Source organism: Kamptonema sp. UHCC 0994, assembly GCF_029167235.1.
Lineage (GTDB): Bacteria > Cyanobacteriota > Cyanobacteriia > Cyanobacteriales > Microcoleaceae > Kamptonema.
This window is the reverse complement of sequence record NZ_JARFTR010000157.1, coordinates 1-20,807: the sequence shown is the minus strand read 5'-3', so window position 1 is coordinate 20,807 and position 20,807 is coordinate 1. Positions and strand designations below refer to the sequence as shown.

Annotated in this window: 14 protein-coding genes; 7 read left to right on the top strand and 7 right to left on the bottom strand. The window is 42.2% G+C overall.

Annotated elements, in window-relative coordinates; all coding sequences use genetic code 11:
* Positions 1 to 9: 9 nt before the first annotated feature.
* Positions 10 to 408: a response regulator gene (locus PY364_RS14715; protein ID WP_007353268.1), complete on the bottom strand. Its 399-nt coding sequence runs from the start codon at positions 406 to 408 to the stop codon at positions 10 to 12.
* 356 nt (positions 409 to 764) lie between these two features.
* Here PY364_RS14715 and PY364_RS14710 point away from each other — a divergent pair, with 356 nt between their 5' ends.
* The 3 genes from PY364_RS14710 to PY364_RS14700 all read left to right on the top strand — a co-directional run bounded on the left by PY364_RS14710 (position 765) and on the right by PY364_RS14700 (position 5,505).
* Entirely contained in the window at positions 765 to 3,347 is a 2,583-nt protein-coding gene (locus PY364_RS14710; RefSeq protein WP_275523575.1) for a DNA topoisomerase (ATP-hydrolyzing), read from the top strand.
* A gap of 369 nt (positions 3,348 to 3,716) precedes the next feature.
* Positions 3,717 to 5,126: an ATP-binding cassette domain-containing protein gene (locus tag PY364_RS14705; protein WP_275523573.1), complete on the top strand. Its 1,410-nt coding sequence runs from the start codon at positions 3,717 to 3,719 to the stop codon at positions 5,124 to 5,126.
* A gap of 226 nt (positions 5,127 to 5,352) precedes the next feature.
* Positions 5,353 to 5,505 carry a chlorophyll A-B binding protein gene (locus PY364_RS14700; protein ID WP_275523571.1) on the top strand — a complete coding sequence of 51 codons (153 nt, stop codon included), beginning with the start codon at positions 5,353 to 5,355 and terminating at the stop codon, positions 5,503 to 5,505.
* A gap of 155 nt (positions 5,506 to 5,660) precedes the next feature.
* Here PY364_RS14700 and rpoD read toward each other — a convergent pair whose 3' ends face one another.
* The 3 genes from rpoD to PY364_RS14685 form a co-directional block, all read right to left on the bottom strand.
* Positions 5,661 to 6,836, bottom strand: coding sequence for an RNA polymerase sigma factor RpoD (gene rpoD / locus PY364_RS14695; RefSeq protein ID WP_275523570.1), 1,176 nt, complete (start codon positions 6,834 to 6,836; stop codon positions 5,661 to 5,663).
* Positions 6,837 to 7,611: 775 nt separating this feature from the next.
* On the bottom strand, positions 7,612 to 10,662 hold the full coding sequence (locus tag PY364_RS14690) for a tetratricopeptide repeat protein (protein ID WP_275523569.1): 3,051 nt from the start codon (positions 10,660 to 10,662) through the stop codon (positions 7,612 to 7,614).
* Between the two features lie 160 nt (positions 10,663 to 10,822).
* A complete protein-coding gene (locus PY364_RS14685; RefSeq protein ID WP_275523568.1) occupies positions 10,823 to 12,289 on the bottom strand; it encodes an FkbM family methyltransferase in 1,467 nt (488 codons plus the stop codon).
* Positions 12,290 to 12,426: 137 nt separating this feature from the next.
* Here PY364_RS14685 and PY364_RS14680 point away from each other — a divergent pair, with 137 nt between their 5' ends.
* Positions 12,427 to 13,884, top strand: coding sequence for a glycosyltransferase (locus PY364_RS14680; protein WP_275523567.1), 1,458 nt, complete (start codon positions 12,427 to 12,429; stop codon positions 13,882 to 13,884).
* Here the strand turns inward: PY364_RS14680 and PY364_RS14675 are convergent.
* Together PY364_RS14675 and trxB are read right to left on the bottom strand one after the other, a co-directional pair.
* Positions 13,856 to 14,740 (bottom strand): ABC transporter permease, encoded by an 885-nt coding sequence (locus PY364_RS14675; RefSeq protein WP_275523565.1) that lies wholly within the window; start codon positions 14,738 to 14,740, stop codon positions 13,856 to 13,858. The two genes, PY364_RS14680 and PY364_RS14675, sit on opposite strands and share 29 nt — an antisense overlap.
* 226 nt (positions 14,741 to 14,966) lie before the next feature.
* Positions 14,967 to 16,334 (bottom strand): thioredoxin-disulfide reductase, encoded by a 1,368-nt coding sequence (gene trxB / locus PY364_RS14670; protein WP_275523563.1) that lies wholly within the window; start codon positions 16,332 to 16,334, stop codon positions 14,967 to 14,969.
* Between the two features lie 554 nt (positions 16,335 to 16,888).
* On the opposite strand from trxB, the gene PY364_RS14665 reads away from it, so the two are divergent.
* Entirely contained in the window at positions 16,889 to 17,281 is a 393-nt protein-coding gene (locus PY364_RS14665; RefSeq protein WP_275523562.1) for a hypothetical protein, read from the top strand.
* A gap of 70 nt (positions 17,282 to 17,351) precedes the next feature.
* On the opposite strand, the gene PY364_RS14660 is transcribed toward PY364_RS14665, so the two are convergent.
* On the bottom strand, positions 17,352 to 18,080 hold the full coding sequence (locus tag PY364_RS14660; RefSeq protein WP_275523560.1) for a glycerophosphodiester phosphodiesterase family protein: 729 nt from the start codon (positions 18,078 to 18,080) through the stop codon (positions 17,352 to 17,354).
* Positions 18,081 to 18,481: 401 nt separating this feature from the next.
* On the opposite strand from PY364_RS14660, the gene PY364_RS14655 reads away from it, so the two are divergent.
* Together PY364_RS14655 and PY364_RS14650 are read left to right on the top strand one after the other, a co-directional pair.
* Positions 18,482 to 19,570, top strand: coding sequence for a CAP domain-containing protein (locus tag PY364_RS14655; protein ID WP_275523559.1), 1,089 nt, complete (start codon positions 18,482 to 18,484; stop codon positions 19,568 to 19,570).
* A 232-nt stretch (positions 19,571 to 19,802) separates the two neighbouring features.
* Positions 19,803 to 20,756 carry an alpha-E domain-containing protein gene (locus PY364_RS14650; protein WP_275523557.1) on the top strand — a complete coding sequence of 318 codons (954 nt, stop codon included), beginning with the start codon at positions 19,803 to 19,805 and terminating at the stop codon, positions 20,754 to 20,756.
* The last annotated feature ends 51 nt before the right edge of the window (positions 20,757 to 20,807 follow it).

Genomic DNA, 20,807 nt, shown 5'->3' with positions numbered 1-20,807 from the left:
CCCCCTCTCTTACTCCTGGGGGAGCAAGGCCTTGATTTGAGCGACGAAATCTTGATGATCGACGACAGGTTTGGAAATGTAACCGTCAGCCCCGCTTTGATTGAGAAAGGTTTCGCGATCGCCAGCCATCGCGTGAGCTGTCACTAAAATAATCGGTAGCTTAGCCGTTTGGGGGTTTGCTTTGAGCATTTGAGTAATCTTAATGCCATCAACAGCCTTACCCTGGTAAACACTCCGAGACAGAGACACATCCATCAAAATTAGGTCAGCTTCCCCATCAATGGCAATCTGCATCACCTCTTCCACATTTTCGGTGTGCTTTACGGCAAGACCACCTCGCTTAGTCAAAATCTTGGAAAAAACGCGAGCATTAACCAAATCGTCCTCTACAATCAGAACGGTTTTCATAAATTTTTCCTTGCTACTTGCTGCTCTATAAATCTTATGCAAACCTCTGTACAGTTATTCCTGTAAGGTTTTTGCTGTTTACTTCCTACTTCGCCCTAGTCAGATGAATTTCTCTAAGGCTAAAGCAATCTTATGTAAAACTGCTATTACCGAGCTCGATAGAGCAACCGACTAGGGAAAAATGCTCTTGACGCTCTAAAAATTTTAGCGGAGGCTGCGCTAAGAGCAACGAACTCAGAGAGCTCGCGGTCTAATATCGTGTAATCAGAGCATATATCAGTTTTCCGCGAGGGCGGTCTCAGTAGCGTCCTGCTGAGCGCTGTTTTACACTTAGGAATTAATGGACACAAGGACTCATGGCTAAACAATTAAACCTCTTTTCTGGCCAAGTAATCTCAACGGCTCTGCACACCGAGATGCAGCAGTCGTATCTCGAATACGCCATGAGTGTTATCGTCGGGCGTGCTCTACCAGATGTCCGCGATGGCTTAAAACCTGTCCACAGGCGGATTTTATACGCTATGCACGAACTCGGTCTAACGCCCGATCGACCTTACCGTAAGTGTGCCAGGGTGGTTGGGGACGTTTTGGGTAAATATCACCCTCATGGCGACCAGTCGGTTTACGACGCTTTGGTGCGGATGGTTCAAGAATTTTCTAGCCGATATCCGTTGCTGGCGGGTCACGGGAATTTCGGTTCGGTGGATAATGACCCGCCTGCGGCGATGCGCTACACGGAAACTCGTTTGGCATCTATTTGTCACGAGGCAATGCTAACTCAGGTTGGTGAGGCGACGGTTGACTTTAGTGATAATTTTGACTCCTCGCAGCAGGAACCGACGGTATTGCCGGCTGAGTTGCCGTTCTTGGTACTGAATGGCTGTTCTGGGATTGCGGTGGGAATGGCGACGAATATTCCGCCTCACAATTTGAATGAGGTGGTGGATGGTTTAATTGCTTTGATTGATACGCCGGATCTGTCTGATGAGAAGTTGCTGGCGTTGATTCCGGGCCCGGACTTTCCGACTGGTGGGGAGATTATCAGTACGGAAGGAATTATTGATGCTTATACGAAAGGTAAGGGTAGTATTGCTGTCCGGGGTGTGACGCGGATGGAGGAAATTCCAGCCGCTCGCAGGACTCGCAGTAAGATGGCGATTGTGGTGACGGAGTTTCCTTTTCAGGTGAATAAGGCGGCCTGGATTGAGAAGGTGGCGGAATTGGTGAATCAGGGCCGACTTGAAGGTATTTCGGATTTGCGGGATGAGAGCGATCGCGAAGGTATTCGCGTGGTGATTGAAATTAAACGCGAGTTTTCGCCGCAAACAGTTCTCTCTCGCCTCTACCATCAGACTGATTTGCAGTGCAATTTCGGTGCGATTTTGCTGGCTTTGGTTAATGGCCAACCCCGTCAGTTGACTCTCAGACAAATGTTGCAGGAGTTCCTTAATTTTCGGGAAGTAACGCTGACTAGACGCTACAACCACGAGTTACAGGTGGCTGTGCGTCGTTGTCATATTGTGGAAGGGTTACTTTTGGTTTTGGGAAATTTAGATGCGGCGATCGATATTCTCAGAAATTCTCCTGATGGTAGTACGGCTAAGCAAGGTTTGCAAAGTCGGCTGAATTTTAGCGAAAGCCAAGCTGATGCGATTTTGGCTATGCCGATGCGACGTTTAACTGGCTTGGAGAGGCAAAATTTACAGTCTGAGTTTGATGAGTTAATGGCGACTATTCAGGAGTTGCAGAGGTTGTTAGGCGATCGCCGCGAATTGCTTAAGGCTTTGAAGAAAGAATTGCGATCGCTTAAACGCAAGTATGGCGATCCTCGCCGCACCCGGCTAGTGACTGTTGAGCTCTTGAGCGGGGGAGCAGGGGAGCAGGGGAGGGGGGGAGCTCTTGAGCGGGGGAGCAGGGGAGCGGGGGAGATTAAAGGTAGCGAGGGGAAAAAGAAAGCTAATCAATTACCTGTCACCTCGGTTAGCACTGAGCCTTCAGAAGCAACTGTTTTAGAGTTTACTCATAAGCAGTACGTGCGACGGCTGGCTTCGGCGGAGTCGAGTCGAGGTAAAAATCACGATAAATCTGTTCAGTCGCGAGGAGGGGATAGCGATTTTAGCGTCAACACTATCCAAGCTAGAACTAATGAAAATTTAGCAATCTTGACTCGTACTGGCAAGGCTTACCCGCTGAAAATTTCTGATATTCCCACCGTCGGAAATCGCGATCGCGGTACGCCGATTATTAGTTTGCTCTCACCTTCAGCTACTAAAGATGTAGCTCTAGGTAATCTGCCAGAAATTGTGGCAGGAATGTTTGTTCTGTCTGAAAATGCTGATGCAACTGACTTGATAACTTTGACTCAACAAGGGAAAATTAAGCGGTTGCCTCTTTCTGAATTAAGCGATATTACTAATCGTGGTGTGACAGCAGTTAAACTAAAAGATGATGATGAATTGCGCTATGTAATGCTTAGCAAACCGGGAGAACAAGTAGTTTTGGCTACATCTGGGGGGCGACTGTTGCGTTTTGAACTCAATGATGAGCAATTACCGCCAATGGGCCGCGCTGCACAAGGTTCTCAAGCTACGCGACTGCGAAAACAGGAACAGTTAGTTGGCTGCATCACTCTTGCTGCTGATGGCAGTTTGTTACTGGTTTCTGAGTTAGGTTGGGCAAAACGGATGCCAGTAGGTTCTGTAAGGCTAACGGGACGAGGTGAAATTGGCACTCAAGCATTCCATTTCGCAGAGCCGAAGGATGCTCTGGTGGGGATTGTGGGGGCGATTCCTCGAAAGGAGTTGAAGTTGTTAACTAATAATGGGCGTTTGTTGCGTGTAGGTGTGGAGAAAATTGCTTTCTGGGGTAAAGATGCTCCTGGCGATCGCGCCGTTAATCTCAACCCTAGTGAAAAAATTGTTAAAGTTGTTATTTGTTAACTGTTAACTGTTATTTGTTATTTGTTAACTGTTAACTGTTAACTGTTAACTGTCAACTGTCATTGCGAGCTCCGCGAAGCAATCCCGAAGCAATCGCTAAGTTTTGAGATTACTTCGCTACGCTCGTAATGACATCAGGACTAAAGCTAACTCAGGACTTATAGCAACCGCCAAGGTGGTTAGGAGGTTCTAAGTTCCCCCCAACCATTGATGCTATTCCTTTCTTCCCTAAACTCTAGCCCCTAGCTATAGATCAACTTGTAGCAACATTAGGTTAGTTTGATGGACGAAATTAACACAAACAGGATTTATACTAATAGGACTTGTACACACAAAAAATCAATGATCAATAATTAACAACTAACAATTATGGCAAAGGTTATTATAGAAAATGTTTACAAAAGCTTTCAGACTCTTCGCAAGGATGAAGAGACAAGAATTAAGGATGAAAACCTATTATCCAATTCTGACAAATCATCTTCTCCTAATAAAGTTGATAGTAATATTCATACTTCTAGCCACACAGTTTTACGTCGCATTAACTTGTCGGTGCAAGATGGCGAATTTATGGTTTTGGTGGGGCCTTCGGGATGTGGAAAAAGTACGCTATTGCGGTCAATTGCTGGTTTAGAATCTCTAACTGGTGGGAATATTTGGGTGGGCGATCGCTTAGTTAACGATCTACCTCCCAAGGATCGCGATATCGCTATGGTGTTTCAAAATTACGCTCTCTATCCCCACTTGACTGTTTATGATAATTTGGCTTTTGGCTTGCGGCGGGGGAAGGGCGAAGAAGGAAGAAGGAAGAAGGAAGAAGGAAGAGGGAAGAGGGAAGAGGGGATTATTGGCGATCGTAACCTCGAAAATACTACTAATGGCAATGTAGTTAATTCTTCTTCATTGCAGCTTCATCCTTTGTTTGAGGAGTTGTTAACGGCAGCGACGCGGAATTTGCCTAAAGGTTTGCGCTATTGGTCTGAGCAGGAAAAAGCTGTAGATGAGCGGGTGCGGACTGTTGCTCAACTGTTGCAAATTGAGTCTCTTTTACATCGTTTGCCGAAGCAACTTTCAGGTGGTCAAAAGCAGCGGGTGGCTTTGGGTAGGGCTATGGCTCGAAATCCTCAAGTCTTTTTAATGGATGAACCGCTATCTAATTTAGATGCGAAATTAAGGGCGGAAACTAGGGCGCAAATTGTGCAGTTGCAGCGGCAATTAGGGACTACGACTATTTATGTCACCCATGACCAAATTGAGGCGATGACGATGGGCGATCGCATTGCGGTGATGAATCAAGGTCAGATTCAACAGGTGGCGAAACCTCTGGAACTTTACAATCAACCTGCTAACTTATTTGTTGCTCAATTTATTGGTTCGCCGCCGATGAATTTTCTACCCGTGCAGTTTACGGCTCCGTTGCTGATTTCTCATTCGCAATTCCGCTTCACTTTACCTGAGATTTGGGCACGGGCGAGGGCGGCGGGGGCTTCGCCGTTACAAAATTATGACGGGCGATCGCTAATTTTGGGTATTCGGCCAGAACATTTGAGTATTAGTCCTCCTGCTACAAAAAATCTGTTGGTGGAAGTAGAAATTATTGAGGCTTTGGGCCATGAAACCTATTTATGGGTTTGTTTAGCGGAGGCTAGGGAAATCCGGCTACAGGTACGAATTGGGTCTGAACGTGCGGTTAGTCTTGGGGAAAAGCTTTGGCTGGCGATCGCACCTGATAAGATTCATCTCTTTGACCCCGAAACTGGTTTAGCTATTTTTTGTAAGTAGGGCGATCGCTACCAAAAAATAATATTTAATACCTCATCAAAATAAAGTGGTTTTCAATTGATTCCTCTTCCCCTCTTCCCTAGCCCCTAGCCCCTAGCCCCTAGCCCCTCTTTCCCTCTTCCCTAGCCCCTAGCCCCTCTTCCCCTAGCCATAGTTGCATTTTTTTCAATAACCTGTTACATTAATTTATATAAGTTGATAAAAGTTAATTCACGGAGTTCGCACCATGCAAGACGAAAAACGCAACATTTGGGCTTGGGGCTTCACTGAGGGAGCTGAAAACTGGAATGGTCGCTTGGCAATGCTCGGTTTCGCTAGTGCTTTAATTATCGAATTGGTTTCTGGCCAAGGCGTACTCCACTTCTGGGGATTAATGTAATCTCCGACTAGCAATATTTTGCAATATTTTAGACATCAAAAAGTTTGGGAGTTCCTTTGGGGACTCCCAAATTTTTGAGTAAATTGATAGATAGTAGAGCGAGCATTTCTCGCTCCACCAGCTATCACCCTATAGGAGGATGCTTGAAGGCAATATTACCGGATATATTCTTTGAGGATGCTATTCCGGTTAGGATGGCGTAACTTACGCAATGCTTTGGCTTCGATTTGCCGAATCCGTTCGCGAGTGACGTTGAAAATTTGACCAATTTCCTCTAACGTTTTCATTCGCCCGTCATCTAAGCCATATCTGAGTCGTAAAACATCCCGTTCGCGGGGGCTTAAAGTGTCTAAAACACTTTCTAAATCTTCCCGCAAAAGATTCTTAGAAACTTGATCTTCAGGAGTTTCGCCGTCAGATTCAATGAAGTCTCCTAAGCGCGAATCTTCTTCTTTGCCAATGGGAGTTTCTAAGGAAATGGGCAATTGTGCGGATTTAGCAATAAATCGCAATTTTTCGATGGTCATTTCCATGCGAGTAGCGATTTCTTCCTCTGTGGGTTTACGACCCATTTCTTGAGAGAGGAGTTTAGTAGTTTTCTTGATCCGGGAGATGGTTTCGTAAAGGTGAACGGGCAGGCGAATTGTGCGAGATTGGTCTGCGATCGCTCTAGTAATTGCTTGGCGAATCCACCAAGTTGCATAGGTTGAGAATTTATAACCTTTTTCGTGGTCAAACTTCTCAGCGGCCCTAATTAAGCCCAGACTACCTTCCTGAATTAAATCTTGGAAAGAGAGTCCCCGGTTCATGTATTTCTTGGCAATCGACACAACCAAACGCAGGTTTGACTGCACCATTTTATCTTTTGCCCGCCGCCCTAAATGCAACCGATGACGAAACGCTGGCAGGGGCATACCTACAGCATTAGCCCATTCATTATCTTTGGGATCTCGCTCTAACTCTTCGCAAAGTTGCTCTCGAATTCGTTCTAGTTCGAGCAAGTCAGCAATTTTGCGGGCGAGTTCAATTTCTTCGTCTGCTCGTAATAGTCTAATCCGACCAATTTCTTGCAGATAAAGGCGAATTGAGTCTTCAGTATAGTGCTTTTTTTTCGCCTGAGCCCGACGACGGGCTTTAGCAACTTTGCTGCCAGACTTAGCGTTGTCCTCTTCAGGCTGAGCATCTAAAAAGTCTTCGCGATCGTCTCCTTCGTCGTCGATGAAGAGTTCTATTTCACTCTCAGGCAGAACGCCTCGGGCGTTCGCAAGTAACTCGATAGTTTCAATCTCAGGTTGAATTTTGGTTTCGAGTACGTTATTAGTCTGGATCATGCCGCGTTCCTCATGCTCCTGAATCGAAGAATTAATAAGTAGTGAACATTGTCTGTCTATGTCTAGACAGATTAGTGAGGGTTTAACCCCTCAATTTTAGTCGTATTTTTCTGCTTACTTGATGATGACAGAAAAATATATCGCTTACACCTCAACATTGTTGGGTAAAAGCGTCAAGGGTTTTTCTCGGATCTTGCCAAGACCTTTCCGATTGTAGCCTTTCTCACAAAAAATGCACGCTGTTTGCCAGATATGAAAGTAAAAGCTGCTGTGGAAGGTCTACTTTCGGAGTAGTTGGCTTTAGAGACAATATGTTGTTCAAGCTGTGTTCTTGAACTATCCCCAAAATCGGATGAGCATTGCCGGTTGTTTAATATTTCCGGGAACTGCTGCGGTAAATTTAGTTGAACCACTAGCGGACAGTTGCCTGCTTGCTGTAATTTTTACTTTGCGTTGCAGTATTAATGCACCCATTTTTACCCTGTCTCCCTGAATTGACTCATACGCGATTTACGATTCGATCGAACTGTTAGCTGTGGTTGCGAGTCGGCAACTCTGAACTGGATGCCGAAATTTACCCCAAGTGAAGCGTTGCGACTTTGATAATGCAACAGGGGTTGATAGTGTTAAGTTAGCTCAAATTTAAGAATTTGGGGGGGATTCTAATGTTAAGTCACGTTAAGTTTCTAACGTCACATTCTCATTTGAGCAATAGGAGCGATCGCATGAATGGAGCTTTTTATGCTCATCAGCGTTTTGCTAGTAGAATGTTGCTTTAACCAGATGAAATATCGGAAGTTGCTAATTGAGCTTCCTGTACTGCACGCTGATAAAAAGCTTCAAGAGCTGCTACACAATTTTTGTCATCGTAGAGATAAGGATGACTCTGCATCAGTCGCTCTGCGATACTATTCCTCCATTGTGCCTCAATTCCTAGCCTGACGGCAATTTTGACATATTCTACTTCATTTTTAGCAATGGTTTCTGTCATGCCTAGCATTTTTAAAATAGCATAAGAATGGCGGCCGCGCATTAATTTACCCGGACAGGTGACAATAGGTAAATTGCAGGCGATCGCATCTAAGGTTGTATGACCACCCGACCAGCTAAATGTATCTAGAAAAATATCTGATAAAATATAAAGATTCCAATAAGCTCTCTGAGCTAGTCTAGGTAAAATCACGCAGAAGTCTTTGCTATTTAAACCATACTGAGTAAAAGCTTGTTGGAGACGGCATTGAAATTGCTTCCCAATCTCAGCATTCGGGCGAGAAATGAAGACAAATTGAGCTTGGGGAACTTGTTGTGCAATTTCAGCAAAGATGCGATCGTGTTGAGGGAGGTACTTACAAAGAGTCTGGCAACAAAGATAGACAACGGCCTCATCCCGCAAGTTAAAATCAGAGCGAGTTTGCTCTAGAATAGGAATAGTTGGTTTGATGTAGGAAATGCCAATATTGGGCAAGCGGATTAATTTCTCTGAATAATGTTCTGTGGCGTTTTCGGGTTCCATTAAGTCACTGGAGAGGAAATAATCGACTGTTGGCAGTCCTGATGTCACTGGATGCGCCCATGTTGTACACTGAATTGGAGCTAGTCGTAAGGCAGCAAGTTGAGTCATAAGTGCTTGGAGTCCAAGGTCGATAAAAACCAGTAGGTGCAACTGGTCAATTAGGATTTGTTGGCAGATTAATTCTAAATTTCCTGGGATATAATGGAAAGTGTGACTATATTTGCGGAATTGCTGAGTAAGTTGGTCTTGGGTTTCGTTAATTTGATAGCAATAAATTTCAAATTCGCTACTATTATGATGTCTTAACCAGCCTAAGCTAAGTTTGCCAACCGTGTGACCCCAAAGACAACCAGAGATATAACCGATGCGAATTTTTCCAGTTTTACTAAGGGGAGGGACGGGTAAAGGTTTAACTAATTGGGGATAATTGGCGGCCATGACACGGTGTGCATATTCACCATATTTTTGCTGGATATCTAAGTCATTTTCACCTTGATAAGCTAAGAAAAAGTTAGTGCGTTGGCTAATTAATGCTAAAGCTTTTTGCGTACCTAATTCTGTGTTAAGATTGGTTTGTTGAATTAATTGCTGTATCCCTTGATTAAACCGATTTCGGTAAGTTGCAATTTCCTCTAAATTTTCGTAGATAACAGGGAGAATCAACAACTCTCCTGGGTGAAAATACCAATCATCAGGAAATAAACTGGCGGCGTGATTGGCAATTGTAATTGCTTTTTTAGTTTCCCCAGATTCTATCAAAGCTGAGATTAAGTTCCGGTAAAGATTTGCTACCTTTGGATAGATGTCAATAGCGTTGCGGTAAACTTGGATAGCCTCTGGATATTGTTCGAGTTTTTGGTGACATTCAGCCAAGGCAAAATATAATTCTAAATTACCTGCTTGATTGGCTAAGAATTTGTGATAGTAGGTAATTGCGCCTTGATATTCACCGCGCTGATAGCAATCATTTCCGAAATAAAGTGCGGTTTGATTTTCGTCACTTTTTAGATTGCGGACAAATTCTAAAGCAGCGACAATTTTAGCATCATTTGGTTTTAATTGTAGAGATTTTTCGTAAGCTATTACAGCTTCATCTATCTGTTGTTGTGCTAATAGTATATTTGCCAGATTTAGATAACTGCCATAATGTTCTGGATTAACTGCTATTGCTTGACGATAGATGGATTCAGCTTGACTCAGGCGGCCGACTTGAAATAGAATATTCCCTAAGTTATTGTAAGCATCAATATAATTAGGATTGAGTGCAATTGCTTCTTGGTAAGCTAAAACAGCTTGGGTAAAATCTCCCAATTTTTCAAATACTAAACCCAAGGTGTAATATTGGATAGCTTGAGAAGAATCAATTTCTAAAGACTTGAGCAATATATTTCGTGCATCTTGATAGCGTTCTGTCATATAATAGAGTATAGCGAGATGATGCCAAGCTTCTACTTGATTTTGATTCCAGCGTAAAGCTTGTTTGAATTTCTGTTCAGCTTCGGTAAGTTTACCTGTTTGATATAGTGTTAAAGCCTGATTGTAGAGATTTTCTGCGATTTCTCTTTTTGAATCTGACTGCAACTTATAAATTGATTGAATGACAGTTGAGTTGCGGACTTGGTGAAAAGTTGACCAATCGTAATTTTCAGTTTGATGAACATTCCAGCTAAGAACTTGTAAGCTATTCCAAGAGTTAGTTAATTCCGGTGTCGAGAAATCCAACAATAGTTGAGATTCAGGGTTAGCGGCGATAAAATCCCAGTTAGCTTGACGTGCGGCGGCAGAGTTACTATTATTTAAAATAATGATGGCTTCATCAGCTAAGAAAGGTTTAGCTAAGAGTAAAGCTAAAAATTGCGAACGATAATCCTGGGAAGCATCATAAAAATATACACCAATTTTGTCCGCTGATTGCATCTCTCGGAGGTTTGAGAAAAACTCCTCAAAATCTTGATGGCAAAATAGGACTTGTTCTGTAAGATTAAAATTAGAGAGATTTTCAGCTAAGTTATCAAAGTTATCGGCAAAAGGATCAAATTCTAAGAAGTTATCAACAGTATAGGCAGTATGTTCAGAATGATTTAGCATCGCCGCGATTAAACTTCCGCCTTGGAAAGTGCCAATTTCGCAGTAAATTTCATCCCTTGGCATAAATTCTACAGCCAAGTTAAGTAACTGCATCACATTAACTGTAGTCGTAGTTTCAACTTGATTGATTATTGGTTGAAATTGGGAAGATTTAGGGTAAACTTGTGGAGTTCCCCAGTTGTCGTATAAATTTGATAATTGTTGGGTGAATAGTTGATAGTCCATATTTTACAAAGTAGATATTAAAGAAATAGCTAAATATTTATTTTTTCATTTTGCTTAGACAGGACTTACGCAAAACCATCCGTAACGCCGCCTTCTAGGCGGTAAAGGAACCGCCAGGATGGCGGCGTTACGTAATCGTGCGTAAGTCCTATTAGACTCCTTACTTCCAGAAGAAATGTACTGAATATGTACTCTCATCTCGTAGCAATTGGCGGTTAATCAAGCCGACTTCAGCCAAAATATCAAAGCATTGCTTGGGATCATAATAATTATGATGAAACTCAAACACTGCACACCGCACTCCTGTTAATAAATCTTTATAATTCTCCAAAAATAACAACTCTGAACCCTCAATATCACATTTTAATAGATCAATATTAGGATTTTCACTATATAAAGATGTTAAATCTATATATGGCACATCAGTACCAATAAATTGGCCAACAGGAAAAATAGAATTCATCCCATGAAAGGAACCTTCAAATATTTGACCATTTCCTTGACGATTTCCTACCAACCCGTGAACTAATTTGAGTTCGACTTCTATCTTATCATCCAAACAAGCCGGCATTTCACTTATCCTAGAAGTAAGTTGTCTGTAAACACTCGGACTTCCTTCTATTAAAGTACCTTGTAAATATGTTAGTGGAATTTGGTTGCGGAGGATGATATCAGCTAATCTCAAAGTAAAAAAGCCAACATTAGCACCAATATCTAAAAAATTAAATTTTTCCTTTGATGCTAATTCAAGAGCTTTATTAATCGGAATATCGTACTCTCCATCTACAAAAATATCATTATAAATCACCCATTCTACAGGACAATCTATTTTTGCTATAACCCCCGAACGCAAAGGCCACTTCAGGTCAATTTTCTCCCAAAGGACAGCTTCTTCCGTGACTCCTTTTAGGGATTGAATCAAAAAGTTATTGCGTTTTTGCTTTAAGATATTTGTGTCTACATCTTGTTGATTTCTATCCCAACTTAGTAAATAAATTCCAGCTTCTAATAATAATTGACATTCGGGAGTAGTAGCAATAAAATCCAGAATTGCTTGCTGAACCGAATCGCCGCTATGATTGACAACAATTAAAGCTTTTTCAGGGAAAAACGGTTTTGCCAAAAGAAGACTTAATAACTGCGATCTGTAATCGCTACTACCTTGATAACAATATACACCAATTTTAATTTCTGGAGCGGCCTGTTGTAGTTCAATAAAAAAATCTTCAAAATCTTGGTCGCAAAATATAACTTGTTCTTCTAAACCAAACTGAGATATATTGTCGGCAAATTTAGTTAATTTTTCAAGTGGCGAATCTAATCCTGCAAAATCATCTACCGCATAAGCTATTGGCTGTGAATTATTCAGCAAAGCCGCGATTAAACTCGCTCCTTGAAAACAGCCAACCTGACAATAAACTTCCTCCTCCTCCAAACAAGCCACTGCTAAATTTAACACCTGCATCACATTTTCTTTACTCATCTGTGATTGAATCTGGTTAGTTGGAGATATTTCTGGAACCTGTTCACTCAATTTCTGAAATCGGTCAGACCTTGGATGTAGTGAGTCCTGTCCCCAGTTATTGTATAATTCAGGTAGTTGCTGAATGAATTTTTGACAGTCCATAGATTTTAATAATTTCAGGAGATTTAGGTTAACGAATTAAGTTAATAAAGGAGTTTTTACAGATTTATTAAGGATACCAAAAGTTACTGAAAAAGTTAATTAAATAAGAAATATTAGCCAGTTTGGATAGAGGATTTATGAGAATTGCATTTATAGATATTGTGGGTTGGGACTATAGAGTTGAAAGCGTTTACGAAAAGCCTCTGGGTGGTTCTCAGTCCGCTCTTTGTTATCTAGCTGAGGCACTGGCTCAACAAGGACACGATATATTTTTGCTGAATTGTACCACAATTTCGGGGCGATATCGGGGCGTGACCTGCCAGCCTTGGCGTGAATCCATACTGCAACTGCGAACCCTTGCTCTGGAAGCGTTTGTTGTTTGGAACACGGCGGCTTTGGGAATTGAAATTAAGCCTTTTCTAAGCGAAAATACCTCCTTAATTCTCTGGGCCGGCATTGCTTATTACCAGCAAATCATGGAGGCTTTGCAGAACCCTACTCAGCGGGATGTTTATGATGGTATTGCATTTGTTAGTGAGTGGCAGCAGCAGGGTTTCTATCAAAATTTGGCTATTAATTTAGATCGTACTTGCATTCTGCGTAATGCTCCGGGCTATTCTTTCTGTGGTATTTTTGCAGATAGTATTTCTATCTTAGCCCAAAAATTTCAGCCGCCAATTCTTGCTTATACAACTGTACCAGATAGAGGTTTAAATATTCTACTTGAAGTTTTTCCCAAGATTCGGATAGCTGTACCCGGAACTAGACTAAAAGTATTTTCCAGCTTAAAAGTTTACCAGGCTAATGAAATAGAGGATAACTCTATCTATGGTTTACTCTATCAACAGTGTCGGCAGACAGAAGGAATAGAGTATATTGGTTCAATTTCTCAGCCTGATTTGGCTCGCGAACTGCGGTCAGTTATGGTATTAGCTTACCCTTGCACTGTCGCAGAAACATCCTGCATTACAGTAATGGAAGCAATGGCCAGCGGGTGTAGAATTGTGACTAGCAATTTAGCCGCACTTCCAGAAACAACGGCGGGTTTTGCAACTTTAATTCCCATTCAGGATGACTGGGAGGTTTATAAAAACCAATTTACTGAAGCAGTTATCCAAAGTTTGCAAAATTCTATGAGTGCCGATACAGAAAATCATCTTAGGCAACAAGTTGATTATATCAATAATTACTGTACTTGGTCAGTGAGAGCCGAAGAATGGGTAAAATGGTTAAGCAGTATCAATGTCAAGCCTACGGAAATTAGATCGCAGGCTTACCAATACTTAATTCAGGGTGAATATAGTCAAGCCGCAACGCTTTACGAACAAGCCATTGAGGATTCAGAAACAATTTCTAACTACTGGTATCTGGGATTAACTTATCTTTTGCAAGGTGAACAAGCACAAGCGCAAGCAACTTGGATGTTTCCTTTGATGAATTGCGAATCTGAAGAATTGGAGGAATGGACAGCGGATTTAATTCAAGTTTTATCAACGGAATTACAGCGATGGGAAAGTTTAGAGAATAGGCAAAATGCCGACTTAATTCGACAACAAATTCTAGAAATTATTGCTGATTCCGCAACCGAGGATTAACAAATTCATTCAATCCTTCCCCCAACAAAGAAAGTCCTACCACCATCAAAGTCAAAGCCAAACCAGGGAAAAAAGCCGTCCACCAAATCCCCGTAGGTAACGCTTCCAAAGCCAAACGCAAATCGTGACCCCATTCCGCCGTTTCCTCCGGTAATCCTAACCCTAAAAATCCCAAACCTCCCAGGGTTAAAATCGCATCAGCCGCATTCAGAGTAAACAAAACTGGTACACTTTGAATTACATTTAAAAATAGATAACGAGAGAGTACCGTCCAAGTATCTGCACCCATCGCTTGCGCGGCTTCAATGAATAATTCATTTTTGACGCTAGCAGTATGATTCCTCACTACTCTATAATATTGGGGAATGTAAGAAATGCTAAGGGCGATGGCCGCATTGAATATGCCTCGACCTACTACAAAGGCTAGAGTTAAGGATAGCAATAAGCCAGGCAAAGTGTAAAGCGTATCCATTAAAAATAGCAATGTCTTATCTAATTTTCCACCTAAATAACCGCTAACTAATCCCAGGGGTACGCCGATAATTAGACTCATAGCTGTAGCTAAAAGTAGAACTTGCCAAGCTGCTTGGGAACCAAAGATTGTCCGGGAAAAAACATCGTAACCTTGGCCGCTAGTTCCTAACAAATGACTTGCTGATGGTGGTTCGTGGATGGGGTTGGCGAGAAATTCTGTCGGGTTTTGTAGCCATCCCCAAGCTTGGAAAGTTGGTGATAATATGGCTGTCAATACGAAGAATAGGGTAATGACTAAGCCTACCCACATCATTTGCATTGAGAGGGTAGATTTTCCTGAAAAAGTTAAAAATTTAGGTAGCTTAAGTTTAGTAAATGTCATCTTTATCTACAATTAATCTGATCAAATTTGCCTCCTAACTGAAATAGTCAACTTAAGAAACTGGGCGGTTGAAACCGCGTCTACACAGACTAAACCCGCCTGCGCGGGTTTTAAAATCCTCGCTCTGTCTTCAGTCCGCGTAGGCGGACTTCGTTTGTGTAGCCGCGAATTCTATTCGCCAAGCCTTAAATTGACACCAATGGCGGGCATTGCCCACCGTACCTCATTACAGATTACTCTCGATCGCTTGGCGATACAGACTCTTAGGTTTAACGCCCTTCAACTCTTCCACCAAAGCTTTATCCTTGAAAAATTGAATCGTTGGTGTGCCAATAATACCAGCATTTTCAGCAATGTCTGGGTCTTGTTCGATGTCAATTTCCACATAGTGAATTTTTCCCTCAAACTCATCCGCGACTTTACTTAAAATTGGCTTGAGCGTATGGCAGGGGCCGCAGGTAGGTGAGGAATATTTCACCATAATTACGCGATCGCTATCGTGAAATAACTTCCGTAAAGCATAACCGCCAACGTGACGCGTCGCCGCTAAATCAAAAGTCGCCTCCGTCTGAGCAACTTGATTTTCCAGCTTCTCAACGGGCTTTTCTGATTCCTCAAGTTGCTTGAATTCCTCACCTAAGCCCTTCGCAGACAGCCACCTTTCCGCCAACATCGCCCCCATGCAGCCACTACCAGCAGCAGTAATTGCTTGTCGGAACTCGTGGTCTTGGACATCGCCGACAGCATAAACGCCTTCAACGCTAGTTTCTACTCCGCCGTGCCGAGTCGCAATATAACCCAGCTCGTCTAAGTCAAGCTGACCCTTGAAAATCTCTGTATTCGGCGTGTGACCGATCGCATAAAATAAACCCTTCACAGGCAAATCGCTCTCTTCCCCCGTCTTGACGTTCTTAATTCTTACGCCATCCATCTTACCCCCAGGCACGCCCAAAACATCCACCGCCTCTGTATTCCAGTGCACGGTAATTTTGGGGTTGCTCAACACCCGGTCTTGCATGGCCTTAGAAGCTCGCATCTCCTCTCGCCGGACTAACATATATACGTGAGAGGCATACTTAGTCAGGTAAATCGACTCTTCCGCCGCCGTGTCGCCAGCCCCAATTACTGCCAAGTCAACGCCTTTGAAAATCGGTGTCGCACCGTCGCAAATGGCACAGGCGGAGATACCATTATTCCAGAATATGCCTTCACTGGGCAAGCCTAACCGTTTTGCCGTTGCTCCCGTAGCGATGACAATGGCGTGGGTTTTGAATTCTCGTTCTTCGGAGCGGACTGTAAATGGGCGATCGCTTAAGTTTACTGCGATCGCGTCCTCGGTGTAAAGTTCCGCCCCCCACCGCACGGCCTGAGCTTTCATCCGATCCATTAATTCCGGCCCCGTAATCCCTTCGGGGAAACCGGGGAAGTTCTCAACTTCGGTGGTGGTCATCAATTGACCGCCGGGAATACCGCCCATTTGATAGCCTTCAAAGACTACAGGTTTGAGGTTGGCTCGGCCTGCATAGATCGCGGCTGTGTAGCCAGCGGGCCCAGAGCCGATAATCACTAAATTTTCTACGGTTGGGTTGGTCATGGCTATTACTCAAACTCATAACGACTTCGCTTAATTGTGATTATAGCTGATTTAGAGTGCGATCGCTTGATTTACTCCGAGCCTATAACACATTTAAACTTTTAAGGCAAACTCTGACACAAGTGATAAGTAGAAACAATAAAAGTGTCAAAGATTGTTTTAAATATTAAAATTTGTGTAGTATTAAGAAATGTAAATACTACACAAATTATTGACATCATTCTCAATTATTCAACGTATTTACAGAGTTTGAGGTCTATGGTACGATTTTCATAATCAAGGGCGTAGTATATTAAAGTTAAACCAAAAATCGAAAAATCCCCTGAAACCCTATTAAAACTGTTCAATCTACCAGCTTAACCTATGTTGAAAACGAATTTTACCAATGCAAAAATCGCAATCAAATTGTAAATAATTATTGTGATTTCTCTGGTTGATTTGATAAGATTGCACTTTAATGGTATAATTCTTACCCTTTACCACTTAATGCCGCCCTCGCTTGCGGTCAATTACCGCCCAGAGGGCGGCGTTACGATTAATATAGGTAAGTAAAAATGGAGAAAACTAAGATATTATTTGTCTGTAGCCAGAACAAGTTAAGAAGCTTGACGGCTGAAAAGATGTATGAAAATAGTAATTATGCAGTCAAATCAGCAGGCACAGAAAAAGGTGCAAGAACTAGAGTGACAGCAGGGATGATTGGCTGGGCAGATTTAATATTTGTAATGGAGAAGCGGCACAGGGATCGCCTTCGCAGCAAATTTCGAGAAAGTTTAGCAGGAAAGAAAATCATTTGCCTGCATATCCCCGATAATTACGAATATATGGAACCTGAGTTAATAGAAATTTTAGAATCCAAACTCAGTCCCTATATCGAAGTACCAAATAACCAGCAAGATTTTATACCAGAAGCGATCGAACCAGAAGTAATCGATGTCTACGAATAATCTCTAGTAATCTAAGTTATAAAAATCTGCTAAAGCATTGCCCCAAGAACATTAACCAGTATCAAGTAACTCATAATTTTGTTTCATTGCCAATCAAAGAATTAGTTACTATCCGTACCACACCGATATCAACTAATTTTACCACGTCTTCCCGGCTATCTACCGTCCAAGCAACAACATCAACTCCCCGATCTCTGCTACTTTCAATCAGTGACGGACGATCTAGTAAAACGCGATATTGACTGCTGATTAAACGATCGCCAGTAGTTACAGTTTTCGCTAACCGATCCCTATAAGCCGCTTCATTAACAATGATATGACCAATTAGCAAATCCCCAGAAATTTCGCGCACTTGTTCCAGAAACTTATCGTTAAAAGATGTAATAGCGCTTTTATGCTTCACACCTTCAACTGTTAATGTATTCACAAAATCCTCTACTTCTGAATTTGACCATTCGCAATGAGGCTTGACATCAAAATAGAGAAATTTATCGACATTTTTGAGAATAGTTAAAGCTTCTTTCAATGTCGGAATTTTTTCTCCAGAAAACCGCTTGCTAAACCATGCACCGGCATCCAGCATTTTCAATTCTTCTAAGGTTTTATCCCTGACTTTCCCCGAAGTTTGAGTAATTCTATCCAGTGTTGTATCGTGGAAAATAACTGGTAGACCTTCTCTGGACAATTGGACATCGAATTCTATAGAATTAGCACCATGTTCGATCGCAAGATCGAAAGCGGCTAAGGTGTTTTCAGGGGCGATAGCAGAAAAACCCCGATGAGCAATAATTTCTATCATAAATTTAATCAATTTTACGGATTCAAAGATTGACACAACTAGCACAATTAGTAGGATACATCATCAGCTAAAAGTCTGATTTGATTAACACTACAAGTTCGTCTGACGCACACTCTCCGTAACGCCGCCATCCTGGCGGTACAGGGGCCGCCAGAATCGCGGCCGTACTGTAATTTTGCATAAGTTCTGTCTAACAGCAAATGTAAATAATTGTAACAAAAAATGGTTATTTGCATAAAACTAGCCAATTGCTCACAATAGAGAAATAGAGGTTTCCAAAAACCTTCACTACTGAGGCTAGCCTAAATCTGGGTGCATCCAACTATCGGGAGTTCTGCAAAGGTGCGATTGCTCCTACCTCAATCAAATCCAGTAAAATCTACATTGGTAAGCAAATAACAATGGCACTACAATCTAACGTTGAAAATGGCATATCTCGCTTGCTCGGCGATAACACTGCTGAAGATATTACCTTGTCTGCCGGAGAACTAACAAATTTTCCAGGAGGCGCGTTTGTTCTCGGAGGAAATGATACAGTTCAAGGTGCTGCTGATAGTGAAATGATCGGAGGCAATAACGGCGAAGATAGCCTTTTAGGTGGCTCTGGAAACGATACTCTAATGGGTGGAAAAGATAGCGATTTTGTAGATGGAGAAAGTGGCAACGATTTAGTCCGAGGAGATTTAGATGCAGATATTGTCAGAGGTGGAGAAGGTAACGACAGTTTATATGGTGGTAGAGGCAACGATCGGCTTTTTGGGGATGCAGGGGATGATTTTCTTTCAGGCGATCGCGATACTGATACATTAACTGGCGGTGCAGGCAAAGATACTTTTGCGCTGGCAACTGGTGGAGGGATCGATATTATCAATGACTTTGAAAATGGTGTGGATTTAATCCGGCTACCTGACGGTGTAAATAGTGTTAGCCTCCAAACTAGCGGCGCTAATACTCTGATTGCCGATAGCATCACAGGCGAGGTTTTTGCTCAACTAAATAATGTGTTAGCTTCTAGTCTTACCAGTGGTAGTTTTTTGGGTGGAAGTCCAATTTCAGATAATGGAAATAGTACACCTGAAAACCAAGAATTTATCAATCGGGTTGTAGAACTTACTAATTTAGAACGAAGTAAAGCGGGATTGCCCCCACTGAAAGCAAATATTCAGTTGAGTAATGCGGCGGAGAATCATACCAAAAATATGGCAAATCAAGACTTTTTTAGCCACACTGGAAAAGATGGTTCTTCTCCAACTAATCGCGTGCAATCTGTGGGTTATCCCGGAGTTGCTGGGGAGAATATTGCGGCTGGTTCTTCGACACCAGAGGATGTCTTTGCACAGTGGATGAATAGTTCAGGACATCGCGCTAATATTCTGAATGCTGATTATCAGGAAATTGGTGTGGGTTACTACTTTTTAGCCAATGATACTGGGACTGTTAATTATCACACCTATTGGACGCAGGTTTTTGGTATTCCTGCTGGCATTTAATAGTTTCAATTAATAAATAAATGGGAAGAGTTGGGTGTTCCCATTTGCCATCGGACTTACCAATAATCCTAACGCCGCTGTCCTGGCGGTTAAGATACTACTGGGATGGCGGCTTTACTGTGACGGTGAGTCCTGTTTGCCCAAACTATTCGATCGCTCTTTTGGTTATTAATGATGCTACACTCATTAGATAGTTAGAGTAGCTTGCTAATTACCATTTCTAAAATCTCTTATGTTAAGTCGCGTCGCTGATTCCATCTATTGGCTCAACCGCTATGTCGAACGAGCCGAAAACATCGCCCGCTTTGCCGATGTCAATTTCAACTTAATTCTCGACTCTCCCACAGGCATTACGCAACAGTGGGAACCATTAGTACGAATAACTGGCGACTTGGAATTATTTCAAGCACGTTACGGCGAAGCAACCGCAGAAAATGTGATTCAATTTCTCACTTTCGATACGGAGTATCCTAACTCAATTATATCTTGCTTGCGAGCCGCCCGTGAAAATGCTCGCTCTATCCAAGAAATTATTTCTTCGGAAATGTGGCAGCAAGTGAATGAGTTTTATATGATGGTGCAACAAGCAGCTAACGAACAAACTATGTCTCAACTGCTAGAGTTTTTTGCAGAAGTAAAAATGGCAGGACATTTGTTTGCTGGGGTGATGGATGCGACGATGACGCATAATGAAGGATGGCATTTTGGTCAAATGGGACGTTTTTTGGAAAGAGCAGATAAGACTTCTCGCATTCTTGATGTTAAGTATTTTATTCTGTTGCCTTCTGTTCAATATGTAGGCACTGCACTTGATGAAATTCAGTGGATGGCACTGTTAAAATCTGCTAGTGCTTATGAGATGTATCGTAAGCGAAAACAACATCGGATTACGCCAATAGGAGTAGCAGAATTTCTGATTATGGATCGAGAGTTTCCTCGTTCAATTCACTTTTGTTTATTGCAAGCTGAGCGCTCTCTTCACGAAATTACTGGGACTCCTTCTAATACTTGGAAAACTCCTGTAGAACGTGCTTTGGGTCGTTCTCGTGCTGAATTAGATTATCTGACGATTGATGAAATCATTAAAATGGGTTTGCATGAATTTATGGATGATTTGCAGCAACAAATTAATGATGTTGGCCATAAAATTTTTGAGAATTTCTTTGCTTTGGAAGCAATTAGTTAGTTGTTAGTAGTTAATTTAGGATTAATATCCGTAACGCCGCCCTCTGGGCGG